Origin of the sequence: Deinococcus roseus, assembly GCF_014646895.1 — a bacterium.
GTDB classification, from domain to species: domain Bacteria; phylum Deinococcota; class Deinococci; order Deinococcales; family Deinococcaceae; genus Deinococcus_C; species Deinococcus_C roseus.
Genome location: NZ_BMOD01000002.1, coordinates 312,853 through 330,825 on the forward strand (window position 1 = coordinate 312,853; position 17,973 = coordinate 330,825).

A 17,973-nucleotide genomic window follows, 5' to 3' on the forward strand; every position below is an offset into this window, starting at 1 on the left:
TCGGGGCTCTTTGTTTACAGGATCTGGTTTTTCAGGGACTTGCAGGAGCAACTGGAGGAGCAGGAGACAGCGGCTCTGACTGGCGGGTCGGGTAAAACACCAGGTTCACTGGCAAATTGGAGCCACTGGCCGGAATGAATTCCAGGCGTTTGACCGAACCCCGGCTGAACAATATGGGGTTGTTGGCACGGGTCAGGACCCCGGATTCAGGGAGGGCCACAGGCAGGTCGTCCACGTGCAAGGCTCCCTTGTACACCCCTCCTCTGGGAGACAGGGCACCCACAGCGTGTTCTGGCAAACCCACCAGATTGATGCGATAAAGCAGGCCGTAATTGCCTTTCAGCACCACGGTGTTGAGGGTGGTGGCGTCCAGACCAATCAGGGGCTGGTCCTGTTTTTCATCTCCCAGCACCAGTCGAGCGGGCAGGGTGGTGAGGTTGGCCTGCAACTCCCGCACCGCTCCGGGGAACGTGCCCCGCTGGTGGCGGCCATCTCCCCGCAGAACGGTCAGGGTTTGTGGGTCGTCTCCCTCTTGCAACATGAAGATGCTCACCTGGGTGCGGCTGCTGAATTCCGCATCCAGCATGACATTCACTCCACCACCCGGTGGGAGCAGTGGAGAGGAGTACAGGGTCATCCAGCTTCCGGTGGGGAGCTTTAAGAGGCTGGTCTGCGCTCCAGAATAGAAATCCAGCAAGGTTCCCTGACCCAGGGTGGTTTCCACCCTCGTGGGCGCTGTTTCTCCCAGGCGTTCCACCCTGGCCTGGCCTTCCAGCATGCTGAGGTTTTTCACCTGAATGTAGAGCCTCGCAGGTCTGGCAGAAGCGTTCAGGTGGTAGGCCAGAATGCGCGTTTTGCCCATCAGGTCATCCCGGTAAAGAATGCCGCTGCTGTCCACATTTTCAGGAGAATCGCTGAAAACCAGGGTGCGGTCTTCTGCAGGGACCGGAAGCAAAGCCACCACCGGATAACTGAGGATGGTGTCGTCTTTGAAGGTGGTTCCCAGAGGCTGGTGTTTGAGGGCAAACATCTGGGCACTGTTCTGCACCTCTTCGGTGATCTGGATGGTGCGGCTGAAGGTGCCCGAGGCTTTGCCTTTCTCGTTGATCACCTGCAGGGTGATGGTCTGGGTTCCGGGGATGAAAAAGGCATCCTGTTTGTTGGTCCAGCGGCGGCTCACCAGCGCGGTCCCCTCTGGATCGAAAGAATAATCCAGGTAGCCCACCTTTTCACCCATGGCATAACTGGCTTTGGAGGTCAGGAACCGGGCCTGCGGCAAAGCAGCATCCACATTGCGGGGCAGGTTGGTGGTGAAGGTCAGGGTGCGGCCTTCCTCAGAAAAAACCAGCGAAGCAGAAAGGGCATCTGCCAGCAAACGGGCATTGATGAACAGCACCCTGTCCACCATCACCAGAGACTGGGGATCGATGGGGTTGCCCCGCAGGGTTCCAGCACTGTCTTTGGGACGGTACAGCAAATCCCCCACTTTGAGGGTGGCTTCATCCGGGCCGGTCAGGGACAGGCCCAGACGGGTGACAATGGAACGCAGGGGCAACATGGTGCGACCAGAAATCACCCGTGCAGGCAAATCCAGGTCCAGTGGAGCGCCATTCAGGTAAGCCTGTTTTTCACCCACCGTGAGCACCAGTTGCTGGGAGCCCAATTGAAAAGCAGCGCCCAGCGAAGAAAACAACAGCAAGAAGAGGGTCAGTAAAAAACGCACCCAAGTAGTGTAGCAACTGGTCTTGGGTGCGGAGGTGAGCACAAACCACAAGTTCATCATGTGTTCTTGAGGGTTGCCCGCCAACAGGAGCTTTATTTGGGGCTGGCACTCCTGCGCAGGGTTCTGCGGCGATTCCTTCTGTAGAAGGCAAATTCTTCGAACATCAAACCAATCAGGTTGACAGCATACACCCCAATCAAAAGGGCAAACATCAGGTTGAGGTTGAGGTCCTGGTAAAGATGGGAAAAGCTGTAACCCCAGCGGTAAAAACCCAGCACCAGACAGAACACCACAAAAGGCACCAGCAGCAAGAGGCCCCACACTTCGTCAATCAGACCCGATCCAGGCAGCAGGACTGTCATGACCCGGAACAGCCAGGGGCGGATTTCCTCACGGGCAGAGCGCGGTCTGGGCACCATGAACAGCAGCACGGTCAGCAGGGTGGAGGCCAGCAACCAGGCCACCCACAGGGCCTGCAGGTACACATTGAAACCCGTGGGCAGGGCCATCAGGTACGTCCAGGGGTTGCGCAGAAACCGGTTTGCTTCCTCACTGAAATCCGGGCTGACCGCCCGCAAACGTTCCACATCGGTGGGAAAGGCCAGCCTGGGACCACTGTGGTAAATCGACTGGAAGGTGGTTTCAAAACTGCTGGGACTGAGCTGCAGGTTGTATGCTGCAGCCACCAGATTGGGGTTCACGGTGAGGGCTTCACGGTACAGGTTGCTGGCGGCTTTCTGATCCCCACGCATTTCCAGCATCACCCCCTGGTTGTTGAGGGCAGCCGCCACATCCGGAGCCTGCTGGTACAGTTCAAGGGCACGACCCTGATCTCCGTCCAGTTGCACCGCCACACCCCGAAGATAAGAGGCCTCCGGGCTGTTGGCCGCAGAAACACTGTCCAGCTGGCTGTAAAACCACACCCCACCGTAGGTGCCCATGTTGAGGGCAGCACTCTGGGTGGCCTGCTGTGCCCGGCTGGACCAGCCCCACACCCCCAGGGCCAGGATGCCCAGCAAGAAGAGGGTCAGAACCACCAGTTTCTCTGAGAAGGTGGCATAGGTGAAAATCACATGACGGACACGCATCAGCGGATTTCTGAACCCGCTGAACAGACCTCCGTAAGGCTGCAATTCACGAAACTGCAAGCCCAGATAACGCAGGTGCAAGGTCAGCCAGATCACCAGGTAACTGGCCAGCAAAGTGAACACCGTCAACCGGGCCACCTCCTGAATGGTCAGCAGGGCATGTTCTCCCAGAGAGAAAAGCGAGTTCTGGGCCAGTTCACGCTCGATGTTGCGCCAGCCAATGGCTTCCCCGGTGCGCCCCTGGTCTTCCAGCCATCCTGCATACTGCTCGTAGGTGCTGGCATATCCTTCAAAACGGGGGGAGATTTCCCGCAGGAACTTGAACCACACCCCAGCACGTTCCACCCTTCCCTGCGCCAGCAGGTAACGCGAGTACCACAGGGCATTGCCGTAAGCTTCCCAGGCTCTGGCAGAAACCGGAACCGCAGGATCATACCCCAGTTCGGCCCAGTTCATTTTGGCCTGGGTGAGGGCCTGGTTGGCGTATTCCGGGGCACCCATGCTGTCCAGCAAAACCCCCATGCGCACCGAGATGAAAAAAGGCACCTCTGCCCGCATGGCTTCTCCAAGGGCCTGATGGGCAGCCAGGTTGTCGCGGTTCAGGAAACGCTGCTGGCCCAGAAAAATCCACAGAAAGGGATTGAGGGGGTCCTGACGCACCCTGGCTTCCAGCTCCTGGGTGACCCGCAGGGAAAGCCGGGCCATGGGATCCTGGCTGAGGCCCAGTCTGGCCCGCCGCTCCAGCTCCCGCAGCACCTCCATTCTGGGAGGGTACACCACCCGCTCCTGGATCTTGTTGTTTTGCAGGGTGAAATTCTCCCGGATGCCCTGCCCGTGGTCCACCATCACCAGCAAACCCACCTCGGTGCGTTCCAGCTGTCCGATGGGGGCCGGGAAATACCAGCGGTTCTCCAGCACACCCGTGACCACACTGAGCTGGTCCAGCATGCTGCCCAGAGGCAGGTAAATGTGATCACCCTCCTGGATGGGTTCGTGCAGGTCGCCCAGCTCTACAGGGTAATTGACACTCCACTGGGTGATGCCATTCACCACCCCTTGCAGGACACGGCCATTCAACTGGGCCTGGGGCAGGGTGGACTGGGCCTGCACACAGGCCAGCAGCAAAAAGCAGATGAGGATCAGGAGTCGTTTCATGATTTCAGGCTGAAAGGGATTCTGAGGGCCATCGCAACCACAATGGCCACCAGTGCGAGAAAGCCAGTGTGTTGCAGATAAGCGTACACCAGCAGAATGGGCAACACCATCACGCTGATGGCAGGCAACACGTTGAATTTGATGTGCTTTTGCAGCACAAACCTGTACAGAGGAATGGCGATGCCCGTCAGGATCAGGGCCAGCAGCAAAGTCATGGGGGAATGCACCAGCAGGGCACCCAGCAAAGGAGCAATGCCTCCTCCCCCATCAAATTTGAAAAACACCGGGAAGTTGTGCCCCAGCACCACCAGACCGGCAGCAAGCCAGGCCACTTCTGGACTGTAAATCTGTGCCACCCAGACGGCCAGGGCACCCTTGGCAATGTCCAGAACGCTCACCATGAGTGCCGCTCCCAGACCATACTGGCGGTAAACTCCGCTGCCACCTGGCGCGTCTTTTTTGCGGATGTCCTCGCCTTTCAAGTGCGAGTAGATGATCCCAAAACTCAGGGATCCCAGCAGGTAGGCAAGGAGACAGGTGACCAATGGGGCAACAGGCACAACAGCATTGTACAGAAGCAGAAAGGAGAAAGCTTAAAGCCAGAGACCCGGGATGCCGTGACAGTCTACAAAAACCATCCCTCAAACCCGATATAGTGGCCTTGTGCTGCTTTCTTACACCCTGAAGAACCTGCTGCGCCATTTCTGGCGCACCCTGGCCACCGTGCTGGGGGTGGCCGTGGGCATTGCCGCTGTGCTGGGCACTGTAACCGTGGGAGACAACATCAATGCCAACCTGCAATCGGTGTTCACGGCCGCCAGTGGCAAAGCAGAGCTGATTGTGGCTCCGGGGGCTTCTGGCCGGGCCGTGATTGAAGCCCAGCCGGTGCTGGACCTCCTGAAACGGGAAAACCAAATCCAGCAGACCCTGCAAACCCTGGAATATTACGCGGTTCTGAAAAGCGATGCCCCGGAGTACACCCGTCCGATTGTTCCTGGTGTACAGGGTGGGTTTCTGATCAGTGGCCAGGAAACCGAACGGCCCGAAGATTTGCCCGTCAAACTGGCATCTGGAACTTTGCCTTCAAAAGGGTCTTATGGCATTGCCGTCAGTCAGTCTTTTGCAGCCCAGCAGAAACTCAAACTGGGAGACACCCTGAATTTTGTGGCCCCCACCGGACTTTTCTCTTTCACCATCACAGGCACCCTGAAAACCGATGGGGGCATCTCCAGCCTGAATGCCGGGCAGGTGGGGGTCACCAGTTTGCAGGACCTGCAGGAGCGCACTTACCTGCAAGGGCGGGTGAGTTATGTGGGCCTGATGCTGGTCCCCAGATCCAATGCAGAAGATGTGCGCCTGCAACTGGAGAAAAACCTGCCTGAAACCTTCAATGTGCTTTACCCTGCAGGTCGGGGGCAGGTGTCCAATGGACTGGTGCAAACCGTGCAGAGCGGTCTGGAAGTGCTGGCCGCCACCCTGATGGCCCTGGCTGGTTTTCTGGCCTACAACACCTTTGCTGCTTCGGTGGTGGAAAGACACCGTGAATTTGCACTGCTGCGCACCCTGGGCTTCACCCGCAGGCAGGTGCTGAACATCAGTTTTCTGGAAGCCGCCATCATCAGTGTGCTGGGCGTGCTGGTGGGGGTGGGCCTGGGCGTGCTGATTGCTGCAGCCATCACCGCCTTCAATGCCTACCTGCTGGAATTTCCCTTCACCACTCTGGAGCTTCCCTGGAACAAGGTCTTGACGGCGAGTCTGGTGGGCACCCTCACCACTTTTGCTGCAGCCTCTGGACCTGCCCGTGCAGCTTCTGGAGTGGCTCCCATGGTGGCGGCCAGAGGCACTGTGGATGCGGGCAAAGGCTTCCCATTGCTGGTGGGCGTGCTGGTGCTGGGCACAGGTCTTGTGCTGTCTGTTTTGCATTACCCCCGAAACTGGACCCTGACTGCCGCCAGTTTTTCCATGGCCCTGACTTTTGTGGGCATTGCGCTGGTCTCCCCTGCCCTGCTGTTTCCAGCCCGCAAAATCTTTGAACCTGTGCTGGTCCGTTTGATGGGGATTCCTGCCCGTCTGGGCCTGGGCTCTGTTCTGAGGTCCCGGGCCAGAAATGGGGTCGCCATTGGTGCCGTTGCACTGGGGATTGGTCTGACCGTGGGTGTGGGAGGAATGGTTTCTGGAATCAACCAGAGCATTGAAGACTGGGTGGAAACCACCATCATTGGAGACATGTTCATCGCTGCTGCCACACCGTTTCCAGCAGATTTCAAAACCCAGCTCAAAACAAAATACCCTGACCTCACAGAAGTCAGTGCTGTGGGGGTCAGAATCGCCCGGTATGAACCTCCAGAACAGCGGGCCAGAAATGCCAGCATCGTGCTGACCGACCCAGAGCGCTACGATCCCAGCAAAGGGGCAGGCAAGCTGCAATTCATTTCCGGTTCTCTGGAAAGCACCATTCAGGACTTTTACAAAGGCAGGGCCGTCTACGCTTCCGGGACCATCGCAGACCGCTACAACGTCAAGCCAGGCAGCACCGTGAAACTCAGAACCACCGAGGGCTGGCTGGATTTCCGGGTGCTGGGCATCGTGATTGATTACACCAGTGCTGGCGAAACCTTCATTGCCTCCACAAAGGATTTGAAGCTTTTTGGAGGAGGCTCTCCAGAGCTGTACGTGCTGAGCGTGAAAAACCAGGATCCCAGAACTTTTGGACAGCAGCTCAAAAAAGACTTTCCAGGACTGTACCTGGACATCCAGTACAACCAGGAATACAAAAAAGCCATTCTGGATACCACCAGCCGCTTCTTTGGCAGCACCAACAGCCTGCTGGTGCTCGCCGTGGTGATTGCCGCTCTGGGGGTGGCCAACACGCTGGGCATGAACCTCTCGGAACGCATGCATGAAATGGCGGTTCTGCGTGCACTGGGCCTCAGAAGAAGCGAACTGATGCGCAGCGTCTTCACCGAGGGCATTGTGGTGGTGGTGCTGGGCACCCTGCTGGGCGTGCTGGGAGGCATTGCCCTCAGTCAGGTGATCACGGCCTCCTCCAACAGCCTGACCGGATACCGCGTGGAACCGGTGTACCCGCTGGATTTGTTCCTGATTGCCCTGCTGGCCAGCCCTGTGGTGGGCATTCTGGCAGCCTTCCTTCCAGCCAGACGCGCAGCAAACATCCATCCTGCAGAGGCCCTGAGAAGCAGCCAGGAAGCCTGAAACCTCTCACGATGCGCCATAATCAGAGCATGCAAAACAAAGCATTGACCCTGAGGATCTTGCAGGTGGCTTTCGTTTTCAGTTTCCTGCTGGGCAGCAGCGTGCTGTGGTGGGCTTTTCAGGACCAACCAGAGCTGCAGAAGTGGGTGGTTCTGGGGTTCATGGTTTTTGAGGGTCTTGGAGCGTTCCTGGTGCTCAGAAAATACAGCCAGGACATGCAAGAATGAAACCCTATGCTCACCCGACCCGAGATCCAGCGTTACAGCCGACAGCTCCTGCTGGACGGCTTCACCCCTGAGCACCAGCAAAAACTGACGGACACCTCTGTGCTGTTCATCGGAGCAGGAGGACTGGGCACCCCAGCCATGACCTACCTTGCAGCTGCAGGGGTGGGGCACATCGGCATTTGCGATTTTGACACCGTCAGCATCAGCAACTTGCAGCGTCAGGTGCTGTACAGGTCTGCAGATGTGGATGCCCCCAAAGCCAGGGTCGCAGCCAGCCAGATTCAGCAACTCAACCCCAGGATCAAAACCGAAATCCTGCCCAGACTGACCCCAGAAAACGCCGAGGACCTGTTCTCCCGGTTTGATCTGGTGCTGGACTGCGCTGACAATTTCGCCACCCGTTATCTGGTCAATGACACCTGCGTAAAGCTGGGAAAAACCTGGGTGTGGGCCGCTGCCCAGAGCTATGAAGCCATGCTCAGCGTGTTCACCCCAGAACGTTCCCTCAGAAGGATTTTTCCAGACCCTCCGCCCTCCCAGGACAACTGCGACACCATCGGGGTGATCGGTCCGATGCTGGGCGTAGCAGGCAGCATGATGGCCCTGGAAGCCTTAAAAGTCATCACGGGGCTGGGCACCCCCCTGATTGGCAAACTCTGGACGTTTGATGCGCTGGCAGGGACGGCGCGGGTGATCAAGTTGCCATGAGGCCGAGGGCCGAGGGCAAGGTAAATCCAGGAATTTGAAAGATCAATACCATAAAAAATTTCGTTCTGGATGGCCTCTGGAACCCTGATGAACCAAGGCTTATCAATGCAAGAGCAAGTGCTGTACAGATTTGCCCTCGGCACTGGGTCGCTCGGCTCTCGGCTAAAATACCCGATGATGGAATACGTTTACGCTGTCCCCACTGCACTGCTGCCCCAGCCCAGCCCTCAATTGCAACCTGTGACCCCCGAACTGTACGAGATCCTTTCCACCCGTGGAACCTTCCTGCCCAGGCCCGAAGCCGAAGAAGACGAAACCCACCGTCAGGTGATCCCTTACGTTCTGGCCAAACACCAGGGGAAATACCTGCTGATGCACCGCACCAGAGCCGGAGGGGACCAGAGGCTGCACCTCAAGTACTCGCTGGGGGTGGGTGGGCACATCAACCCCATTGATGGAGCCACGGACCCCATTCAGGCGGGTCTGGCCCGTGAACTTGAAGAGGAAATTGAGGCCAATGTCACCTCGCTGGACCTGCTGGGGCTGATTCTGCTGAATGACTCTCCGGTGTCGCGGGTGCATGTGGGGTTGTTGTACCTGGCACATTGCGAAAACGCGCCCCTGGTGCGGGAAACCGAGAAACTGCAAGGAGAAATGCGTACCAGACATCAAATTCGCGATTTATACGATGCACTCGAAGGTTGGAGCCAGCTGGCTTTTGACGCCTTGTGAGCAAAAACGTCGATTTTACACCTTCATTTAATCCCGAAATTGATGTACCCAACGGTAAAAATGTGCTATATTCCAATGGAGCCAACCCACAAAGCTCAAAAATTCAGTTTCTTAGGAGTCGACATGGCAGAAAAAATTGCTAAGACCCAGCTCGTTGATTTGGTGGCTTCCAAGACCAACCTCAACAAGAAACAAGCAGGGGAAGCAATCAGCGCCCTGCTGGACAGTGTTGTTGAAGCCCTCAGAACCGGCAAGAGCGTCGGCCTCCCCGGTCTCGGCACCTTCAGCGTGACCCAGACTGCAGAGCGTCAGGGCGTGCGCCCCGGCACCAACGAGCGCATCACCATTCCCGCTGGGAAAAAAGTGCGTTTCAAAGTCGCCAGCACCCTGAAAACCGACCTCTAAGCTCAAGCGATTGACAATGAAAGGACCACGGCATCCAGCCGTGGTCCTCATTCTTTGAATTCCTTGTTTGAGATTGCTGAGATTCGCTCTTAAACAAACACCCCGTCCCGCTGAAAAACCTCCCCATCCAGCAAAATCTCTCCTCCAGAGCGCAGGTCGCAGATCATGTCCCAGTGGATGGTGCTCTTGTTGAGGCCTCCGGTTTCAGGGTAACTGCTGCCCACGGCCAGGTGGACGGTGCCCCCAATTTTTTCGTCGAAGAGGATGTTTTTGCTGGGTGTCTGGATGCCGTAATTGGTGCCAATGCCGATTTCTCCCAGAAAACGGGCTCCGGGATCGGTGCTCAGAGCAGCCTGCAGCACATCGTTGCCCACATCTGCGTGGGCTTGCACAACTTTGCCCTCTTCAAAGGTCAAATGAATGCCCTGCACCTCCCGTCCCTGATATAGGGTGGGAAGATCATAAAAAATGTGGCCACTGGCACTGGTTTCGATGGGTCCGGTGAACACCTCGCCAGAGGGCATGTTGCGTTTGCCATCGCTGTTGGCCCAGATGCGGTCTTTGACGTTCAGGGTCAGGTCGGTGTTTTCAGACAGGATACGGATTTCACTGGCTTTGGAAAGGCGTTCAATCAGCGTGGTCTGTCTTTCCCGCACCTCTCCCCACTTTTGCACGGGGTCTGCATGGTCCAGAAACATGGCCTGCAAGACAAACTGCTGGTAATCTTCAAAGGACATGCCTGCAGACTGGGCCGCGTATTCCGTGGGGAACAGGGAAATGCACCACTTCTTCTGCCTGCGGATTTCTCCCAGAGGATTCAGGGTTTTGCCCCAGCGCTGCATTCGGGCTGGATCTGCGCCTTTTCTGGGGGGCATGGGTGCATCAATGCGGATGGATCCGGCAATGCCTTCCATTTCCTGCACAGCCCCAGGAGCAAGGGCGTCCAGCACTGCATCGCTGGCCAGGTTGACAAATTCAGCCAACTGGTAAGGGAATTCCAGTTTCAGCAGGGGTCTGGCACCCCGCTGCAGGATTTCACGGTGCAGGGCTTCCAGAACGGGCAGGGCGTGGGTGCTGCCCTGAATGAGGATGGTTTCATTTTCCTGGGCATGGATGCAGTAGGCCGCCAGCAAGCGGGCCTGTTTCTCAGCGAGTTCCTGTAGCATGACACCCAAATCTAACACCTGCAGTCCAGCACCCTCAAGGGTTTTTGGGCACAAATCGGCCCAGGAAAGCCTGGATGGGTTTCAGGAGGTCTGCCGTAAGGGTGTTCAAAAGCTCACTGTTCGGCTGAATTTTCCAGGTGCCTTTTTCTTTTTTGAGGTTGAGCTTGCCTGTGTAGGAGAAACGTTCCAGTTTGGTGTCTTTGCTGGCATCCGTCACGATGTCCTGCAAAACCTGTTCTGCAGAGGTTCTACCTGCAATCACATCCCCAAGGTTTTTGGTGACAGCAGTGGTCCATTTCTGGGCCAGACCTTTGGCAAGATGCACATTGGAGAGGTCAAGGTTCACGACAGCAGTGCTTCCCTGCACCTGCGTGCTTTTCACTTTGAATTGCATTTTTCCGTAAAGGGCTTCGGCCAGCACGTTGTTGTCCAGCAAGGCACTGTAAATGGCATTCTGCGAGGTGTTCCACTGGCTGGTCTGGTCCACCGCAGTGGCCAGTTGCCCATCCTGCAGGGATTTCAGGAAAACCCCGGACACTTTGGCTGGCCCGGAGAGGGTCTTGATGTCGGTGCTGGCAGGAACCGGGTTGATGGTGCTCTGGGACGGGTCTTCCCTCTTGCAGCCCACCAGGGCAAAAACCACAAAAAACAACAGGTAAAATTTGTTCATGCCTCAGGGTAAACGCCCAGCCTGAGAGAATCCATGAACTTGGTTGCCAAATGCCCTGCCTCAAAAGCAGTTTCCCCTTCTGCCAAGGAGGGGAAACTGGACAGGTCAAACTTCAGTGGATCTTGCTGGCAAGGGCGGTCAGCAGGGTGTTCTGGCTGTCGTCCTGACCGGACATCCAGAACATGGCCCCGCCGAAACCGTTCTGTTTGGTGTAGGTGGCCTTGGCCCCAATGGACTGGGCGTTGTCGTAAGACCAGAACACACGGTTCACGGGATCGTAGGCATAAGCAGCCTGGGCATAGGTGTCGTAGTACTTGGTGAAAGCAGGGTTGTTGATCACCAGGTTCACCAGGGCTTTGTAGCTGGCACTGCCCACCTCTTCCCCACCAGAAGCACCTCCACTGGCTGCATTGAAGAGGCCGTCATTGTTGGGGCCTGCAGAGACGTTGGCCCAGCCATGCCCGTAGAAAGCAAATCCAGGGATCAGGTGGTTTTTGGGAATGCCTGCGTTGTTCCAGGCGGTCAGTCCACCCTTGACCGTGAAGTTCTGGACAGCATTGGGATCTCTGGGGTTGGCATCCAGCGGAGTGTTGTGACCCGTGGTGGTGCTCCAGGGGCCACTGAAGTCATAGGTCATCACGTTGATCCAGTTGAGCGCCTGATCGAGGCCGGGAATCAGCCCTTCATCTTTGTAGCTCTGTACGATGCGCTGGGCCGGGTTGACCGCCACGGTGAGCAGCAAACCGGGTTTGTAGGCGTCCAGTTGCCTGCGGAATTCCTGCAGCAGTTTCAGCCAGTTGGCCCGTTCTGTGGGTCCCTGTCCGGCAGCCGGGCAGTAGGCAGGCGCATCTCCTCCACACTCTCCGGGGAACTCCCAGTCGATGTCGATGCCGTCAAAGATGCCTTCGTGGTTGTTGTATCCGGGCTGGATGCCCTTCACAAACTGGTCGATGCAGGATTTCACAAAAGTCTGTCTGGACGCATCTGTGGAGGACACCTTCGCAAATTCCTGGTTGGGGTTGAGGTTCGTCCCGTACCACATCCAGCCCCCGATGGAGATGACCGCTTTGATGTTGGGATTTCTGGCCTTGAGCAGTTTGATGTCATTGAAGCCGCCGCCCACCGTGGGTCCACTGCCGCCGTAATCTGCGTTGACATCGGTGGAAGCACACTTGCCGCCCACAATCTTGGCGAAGCTGTAATTGACCACATCCACTTTGTCTGCAGGCAGGGAATTGACGGTGTAACCGGTGCCTCTGGTCCAGTTGCCGTAGTAGGCCACGATGGTGCTTCCGGTGGGTCTGGGGAAACTGGTGGCAGGAATGTTGACGGTGGCAGAGACAGCAGCACTGGTTTTGGTGTTCCCAGCAGCATCAAACGCCTTCGCAGTGTAACTGTACGTCCCGTTCTGGCTGGAACTGCTGTACGCATGGGCATAGGTGTATGGCGCAGTGGTATCGGTGGCAATCAAGGTGGTCCCCCGATAGAATTCTACTTTTGTGACCCCTACGTTGTCGGTAGCACTCGCCGTCAGGTTGATGTTTCCAGCCGCAGTCAGGGTGCTCGGACTCAAACTCAGACTGGAGGTCGGTGCTGTGGTGTCTCCCGTGCTGGGGATGTTCACCGTCAGGTTGGTTGCTGTAGACGTTTTATTGTTGCCAGCGGCATCAAACGCTTTTGCAGTAAAAGCATAGGTGCCATTCTGACCTGCAGCAAAGCTCTGGCTGTACTGGTAGGGGGAAGTCGTATCGGTGGAAACCAATGCGCCGTTGCGGTAAAACTCCACCTTGCTCACACCCACGTTGTCACTTGCCGTGGCTGTCACTGTGGCCGTTCCAGCCGCAGTCAGCGTGGACGGCGACACGCTCGTACTTACCGTCGGAGCCGTGGTGTCGGTGGGGGTGGTGCCATCACAGGAGGCGTTGTTGATGGTGCAGGTGTTGACCCCGGAGAACGTGCCCGTACCAGAGTAGGAAACGGTGACACTGCTGCCTGCGGGGATGTTGTTGCCGCCCCAGGTGTTGGGCGTGATGGTATAAGAACCATCGGCATTTTTAACGGCGTTGCCGCCTGCACCCCAGGGGGTTCCAGACAGGCCACCATCTCCATTGAATTTAAACTTCAAGGTCCAGCTGGTGATGGCTGCAGCGGTGTTGTTGGTGAGGGTGATCACCCCGTTGAATCCACCACTCCACACACTGCTGGTGCTGAACGTGGCGGTCAGGCCTGTGGCCTGGGTTTGAATCTGGGCCTGATCAAGCAGGGCATCTCTGGAACAGGACACCAGGGTGGTCATTCCCAGCATCAGCAGACCGGTCAGCATCAGGGATCTCTTCACAGTCAGTACCTCCTGACCTGCCAGAAAAGCAGATCGGAATCCATCAGGTTTTTTGGAAAGCTTGATCAAAATATACCCGAACCACTTCAAGACCAATTCCCAGCTGTCTATACCTGATTTACCGGTAAATAAACCGGCGATCAGCCTCCATACCCCTGATCCAGAAAGTGCAATTCAAATTTTCAATAAAAAAGACACCCGGAAATCCCGGATGCCTTTAGCCATACCAATTTTTAAACTGGTCTTATGCCCCCATTGGTCTGGAAAGGGTCTGCACATCGCCCAGAATGGCCGCAGCAGCCTGTTCCCCGCTTTCCATGGCCCCCTGGATGCCACTCATCCGGGTGGCTTCTGAGGCAATCCAGATCCGCTCCATCGGGGCTTTCAGAGGAGAAAGCTGGTCCATGAAGCCCACCTCCTGACTGAATTGCCCATACGGAATGTGCAGGATTTTCAAGGGCTGCAAGTCCCCTGTCTGGTTGCCATACCAGTGCTCCAGTTCCTGCAACACCCCCACCATCAAGAGGTTGTCGTTGTCAAATGCCGCCCGCAACACCGAAACCGCCAGCAGATGTTTCCCTGAGGGTGCATAAGGTCCCACATTGCTGAGCCACATGGCATTGTTGATCAGGCCCTCATCGGAGGCCAGAATCAACTTGCGGCTCTGGTCCAGCAGGGTGTCACTGGCAAAATACACGTAAGAACTCCCCACATGCCCCTGAGGCGTCTGAACACCCAGCAAACGGCGCAGTTCTGGCGGATCGGTTGCGATCACCACCTGGTTTGCCTCCAGAGGTCCGTCTGCGGTGTACACCCGCACGTTGTGGCCGCTGGATTCCAGGGCCGTCACACTGGTGTTCAGGCGGATGTCCAGGCCCCTGGAGAGTTGCCTGGGAATGGCCCCCATGCCTTCTCTGGGCAAAGCCACCTCACCATACAGCATCATGCGGTAATAGTACTTGAACAGTCTGCTGGAGGTGGAAAGCTCCCGGTTCAGAAAAATGCCTCCAAAGAAGGGTTTGAAAAACGCATCAATGGCACTGTCGCTGAACCCGTACTCCTGCAAAAAAGTCAGGGTGGAGGTTTCTGCTTCCCGGAAAAACCTGTGCGCCTCTCCCTGCCCGATGTCCACACTGAGTTTTGCCACCAGCACCTTGTCTTTGAGGGTCAGGTGCGGGCTTTGCAGGCTTTGCAGAGCATCTCCGGGCAACCTGAAGGGATCTCCCACCGTGCTGGTCTGGGTCTGGGAACGGATCACCGCTCCGGGTTCCAGCACCCGCAAATCCAGTGCTTCCAGATTCAAATTGCGTTTGACCGCTGGATAACCCGTAAAAAGCACCTGAAACCCATGGTCAATGGTGAAACCCTCCACCTGTGAGGTGCAGACCCTTCCACCCACATGGGCTGCTTTTTCCAGCACCGTGACCTGTTTCCCGGCCCGTTTCAGGGTGCGTGCAGCCGTCAGGCCTGCCAATCCTGCGCCAATGACAATGACATGCATGATGCCTCCTGTTGCGATTCAATCATTTTTGAGCTGTGCAGAGGGTAATCCACATGACCAGCAGAAGGCCAAATGCTCAGGCTTCAGCATCCTGCGCCTTCTGCCTCTCATTCTCCGGTCAGAACACTTTCTGTCGCCTTCTCGCCCGTTTCCACTTCATGCTCGGGGTAACTCACCCAGTCGGAATAAGAACCCGCGTAAAGCCTGTGTGGGATGCCCAGTTCATCAAAAACCACAGCATTGTGGGCTGCAGACACGCCAGAGCCGCAGTACAGGATTTTTTCCTGTGCTCCAGTCAGGTCCTGGTACTGGGCCTGCAAAGCGTCCAGGCTTTTGAATTTGCCATTTTCCAGGTTCTGCCCAAAAGGACGGTTGATGGCTCCGGGGATGTGGCCCGGAATGCGGTCCATCGGTTCCACCTCTCCCCGGTAACGTTCTGGAGCACGCGCATCAATCAGGAGCACATCTTTCCTGCCTTTGACCGTGCGAACCTCCTCCATACTGGCCAGCAGTTCTGGTTTTTCCTGCACGGTGATCTGGCCTTCCGGGAAGCTCCTGGCTGCGGTTTCCAGAGAGAATCCCTCTGCAAGCCAGGCCTGAATGCCCCCATCCAGCAAGCACACATCCTCATGACCGATGGATTTCAAAAGCCACCAGACCCGGGCGGCGTACATGCCTCCTGCATCGTCGTAAACCACCACACGGGTGTGGTCGCTGACCCCGACCCGCTCAAACACCGCTTTGATCTGGTCCGCACTGGGGTAAGGATGGCGGCCTCCATGCTCTCCTTTGGGGCCAGAGAGGTCTTTTTCGAGGTCCAGCCTGACCGCATTGGGCAGGTGTCCCTCTGCAAATTTGGTGGCTCCGTAGCTGTGGTCCAGCAGGTTGGAACGCACATCGATGATGCGCAAATTCGGCTCAAACACCCTGGCGAAGATTTCTTTCGCAGACACCCAATTCTTTGGCATAGGGCCATTCTACTGTTCAGAGGTCAGCAACAACACTGCAAACCTCCCTGATCCTGATCTGGCCCTCCGCATCCATGCTTACCCCTATACAACCCTTGCCAAAAACCAGAGGCGTAAAGTACCCTTGATCCTAAGATGTTAAGCCATACCGCAAAAGCCAACTGGTGGTGGACTCCCTGAACTCGGGAGGACGTCAGGCTTTTGCTCTTGCCCCCGAGGAATCAGACCTCGGGGGTTTCGTTTGATGACACAGACCGGCCACACTTCAGGGCCACGGAGGAAGCAGATGCAAGTGTATTACCGGGAAATCCACGCCGATCTTGAAACACCCGTCAGTGCTTATCTGAAAGTTGCCTCCGGCAGCACCCACAGCTTCCTTTTAGAAAGTGTCGAAGGTGGAGAACGCAGTGCCCGTTACTCCTTTTTAGGGGTAGGAGCGCAAGGGAAATTCATTGCCAGAGGCCACAACGTGACCCTGGAGGGGGCTTTTGGCAACGAAACCCTCTTTGTGCAGGACCCCCTGGCCCTGCTGTACGAAAAAACCATCCACCCTGAGGTGCAAATTCCCAATGGTCTGCCTGCTTTTGTGGGAGGCGCGGTGGGTTATGCCTCTTACGATGTGATCCGCCTGTACGAAAAACTTCCGGAAACCAACCCGGACGAACTGAACCTGCCTGACGTGGAATTCATGATTCCCGATGCTGTGGTGGTGTTTGACCACGTGAAGCACCGCTTGTTTGTGGTGACGGTGCGGGAAAATGAAGAGGATGCTCAGGGTGTGCTGGATGATCTGGTGAAGAAACTCCGCGCGCCCCTTTCTTTGGTTCCCGGCAGTGAGCCCGCAGCAGAAAACGCCGAGTGGGAAAGCAACTTCACCAAAGAAGGTTACATGGAGGCTGTCCGCAAGTGCGTGGAGTACATTCACGCCGGGGATGCTTTCCAGGTGGTGCCTTCCCAGCGCTTCTCTGCAAAGCTGACCACCCATCCCTTTGCCATTTACCGTGCCCTGCGTTCCGTGAACCCCAGCCCTTACCTCGGGTTCATTCAGTTTCCCAATGTGACCCTGGTGGCTTCCAGCCCGGAAAGCCTCTGCAAGAGCGATGGGGTGACCATCGCCACCATGCCCATTGCCGGAACCCGCAAACGTGGCCTCACCCCCGAAGAAGACCTTGCGCTGGAAAAAGAACTGCTGGCAGATGAGAAAGAGCGTGCAGAGCACCTGATGCTGGTGGACCTGGGCCGCAACGACCTGGGACGGGTGGCAAAATACGGCTCTGTGAAAGTCAAAGACGCCTTCCGGGTGGAGCGATACAGCCACGTGATGCACATTGTCTCTACCGTGGAAGCAGAACTGGCTGCGGGCAAAACCCCCCTGCATGCCCTGGCCTCCACCCTCCCGATGGGCACGCTGTCTGGTGCACCCAAAATCCGCGCCATGGAGATCATTGAGGAGGTGGAATCCGTGCGCCGTGGCCCTTACGGGGGCTCTTTCGGGTACATCGCCCTGAACGGCAGCATGGACATGGCCCTGACCCTCAGAACCGCCGTGATTGCCAACAACAAGGTCTACATCCAGGCCGGGGGCGGTGTGGTGGCAGATTCCGACCCCGAGTTTGAATTCAACGAAACCATGAGCAAATCCGCTGCTTTAAAACGGGCCGTGGAAATGGCAGAAAAGGGGCTGTAAATCATGGCAAACATCAAGATTTACGGGCACAAAGCGTTCCTGGTCCCGCACAAGGAGGTGCTGTCGGAAGCCATTCACAAAGCTGTGGTGGTGGCCCTGCAGTACCCTCTGGACAAGAAATTCCACCGGTTTCTGCCTCTGGACGAGGGGTTTTTCATCCATCCTGCAGACCGCAGCGAAAAGTACCTGGACATCGAAATCCACATGTTTGAAGGCCGCACAGAAGCCACCAAACGCGCCCTGATCGAGCAGCTTTTCATTGAACTGGAACACATCGGCGTAACCCGTCAGGATGTGGAAGTGATCCTCATCGAAACCCCGAAGGTCAACTGGGGCATCCGGGGCAAGAACGGCGCAGATCTGGCGCTCAACTACAAGGTAGAGGTGTAAGC

General features: G+C 56.8%; 15 protein-coding genes. 7 read left to right on the forward strand and 8 right to left on the reverse strand.

What is annotated here, in order from left to right; all coding sequences use genetic code 11:
* Nucleotides 1-31: 31 nt before the first annotated feature.
* From IEY52_RS04500 to IEY52_RS04510, 3 genes are all read right to left on the reverse strand, one after another.
* Nucleotides 32-1,723 carry a stalk domain-containing protein gene (locus IEY52_RS04500; protein WP_189000468.1) on the reverse strand — a complete coding sequence of 564 codons (1,692 nt, stop codon included), beginning with the start codon at nt 1,721-1,723 and terminating at the stop codon, nt 32-34.
* 92 nt (nt 1,724-1,815) lie between these two features.
* Nucleotides 1,816-3,966, reverse strand: a complete 2,151-nt coding sequence (locus IEY52_RS04505; RefSeq protein ID WP_189000471.1) for a hypothetical protein — start codon at nt 3,964-3,966, stop codon at nt 1,816-1,818.
* Entirely contained in the window at nt 3,963-4,526 is a 564-nt protein-coding gene (locus IEY52_RS04510) for a glycerol-3-phosphate acyltransferase (RefSeq protein WP_229684639.1), read from the reverse strand. Before IEY52_RS04510 ends, IEY52_RS04505 begins: the two co-directional genes overlap by 4 nt.
* 103 nt (nt 4,527-4,629) lie before the next feature.
* Between IEY52_RS04510 and IEY52_RS04515 the strand changes: the two genes are divergently transcribed.
* The 5 genes from IEY52_RS04515 to IEY52_RS04535 all read left to right on the forward strand — a co-directional run bounded on the left by IEY52_RS04515 (nt 4,630) and on the right by IEY52_RS04535 (nt 9,251).
* A complete protein-coding gene (locus IEY52_RS04515; protein ID WP_189000474.1) occupies nt 4,630-7,179 on the forward strand; it encodes an FtsX-like permease family protein in 2,550 nt (849 codons plus the stop codon).
* A gap of 29 nt (nt 7,180-7,208) precedes the next feature.
* A complete protein-coding gene (locus tag IEY52_RS04520) occupies nt 7,209-7,406 on the forward strand; it encodes a hypothetical protein (RefSeq protein WP_189000477.1) in 198 nt (65 codons plus the stop codon).
* Between the two features lie 6 nt (nt 7,407-7,412).
* A complete protein-coding gene (locus IEY52_RS04525; RefSeq protein ID WP_189000480.1) occupies nt 7,413-8,114 on the forward strand; it encodes a HesA/MoeB/ThiF family protein in 702 nt (233 codons plus the stop codon).
* Between the two features lie 174 nt (nt 8,115-8,288).
* Nucleotides 8,289-8,846 carry an NUDIX hydrolase gene (locus IEY52_RS04530; protein ID WP_189000483.1) on the forward strand — a complete coding sequence of 186 codons (558 nt, stop codon included), beginning with the start codon at nt 8,289-8,291 and terminating at the stop codon, nt 8,844-8,846.
* Between the two features lie 75 nt (nt 8,847-8,921).
* Nucleotides 8,922-9,251: an HU family DNA-binding protein gene (locus IEY52_RS04535; protein ID WP_505691534.1), complete on the forward strand. Its 330-nt coding sequence runs from the start codon at nt 8,922-8,924 to the stop codon at nt 9,249-9,251.
* An 89-nt stretch (nt 9,252-9,340) separates the two neighbouring features.
* Here the strand turns inward: IEY52_RS04535 and IEY52_RS04540 are convergent, their stop codons facing one another.
* From IEY52_RS04540 to IEY52_RS04560, 5 genes are all read right to left on the reverse strand, one after another.
* Nucleotides 9,341-10,417, reverse strand: a complete 1,077-nt coding sequence (locus tag IEY52_RS04540) for an aminopeptidase (protein ID WP_189000487.1) — start codon at nt 10,415-10,417, stop codon at nt 9,341-9,343.
* A 34-nt stretch (nt 10,418-10,451) separates the two neighbouring features.
* Entirely contained in the window at nt 10,452-11,087 is a 636-nt protein-coding gene (locus IEY52_RS04545) for a hypothetical protein (protein ID WP_189000490.1), read from the reverse strand.
* A 112-nt stretch (nt 11,088-11,199) separates the two neighbouring features.
* Nucleotides 11,200-13,425 (reverse strand): glycosyl hydrolase family 18 protein, encoded by a 2,226-nt coding sequence (locus IEY52_RS04550; protein ID WP_189000492.1) that lies wholly within the window; start codon nt 13,423-13,425, stop codon nt 11,200-11,202.
* A gap of 244 nt (nt 13,426-13,669) precedes the next feature.
* Nucleotides 13,670-14,926 (reverse strand): NAD(P)/FAD-dependent oxidoreductase, encoded by a 1,257-nt coding sequence (locus tag IEY52_RS04555; RefSeq protein WP_189000495.1) that lies wholly within the window; start codon nt 14,924-14,926, stop codon nt 13,670-13,672.
* A gap of 107 nt (nt 14,927-15,033) precedes the next feature.
* The gene (locus IEY52_RS04560) at nt 15,034-15,894 is read right to left on the reverse strand and encodes a sulfurtransferase (protein ID WP_189000498.1); all 861 of its coding nucleotides are present in this window, start codon (nt 15,892-15,894) and stop codon (nt 15,034-15,036) included.
* Between the two features lie 286 nt (nt 15,895-16,180).
* On the opposite strand from IEY52_RS04560, the gene trpE reads away from it, so the two are divergent.
* Together trpE and IEY52_RS04570 are read left to right on the forward strand one after the other, a co-directional pair.
* A complete protein-coding gene (gene trpE, locus IEY52_RS04565) occupies nt 16,181-17,581 on the forward strand; it encodes an anthranilate synthase component I (RefSeq protein WP_189000501.1) in 1,401 nt (466 codons plus the stop codon).
* Between the two features lie 3 nt (nt 17,582-17,584).
* On the forward strand, nt 17,585-17,971 hold the full coding sequence (locus tag IEY52_RS04570; protein ID WP_189000505.1) for a tautomerase family protein: 387 nt from the start codon (nt 17,585-17,587) through the stop codon (nt 17,969-17,971).
* The last annotated feature ends 2 nt before the right edge of the window (nt 17,972-17,973 follow it).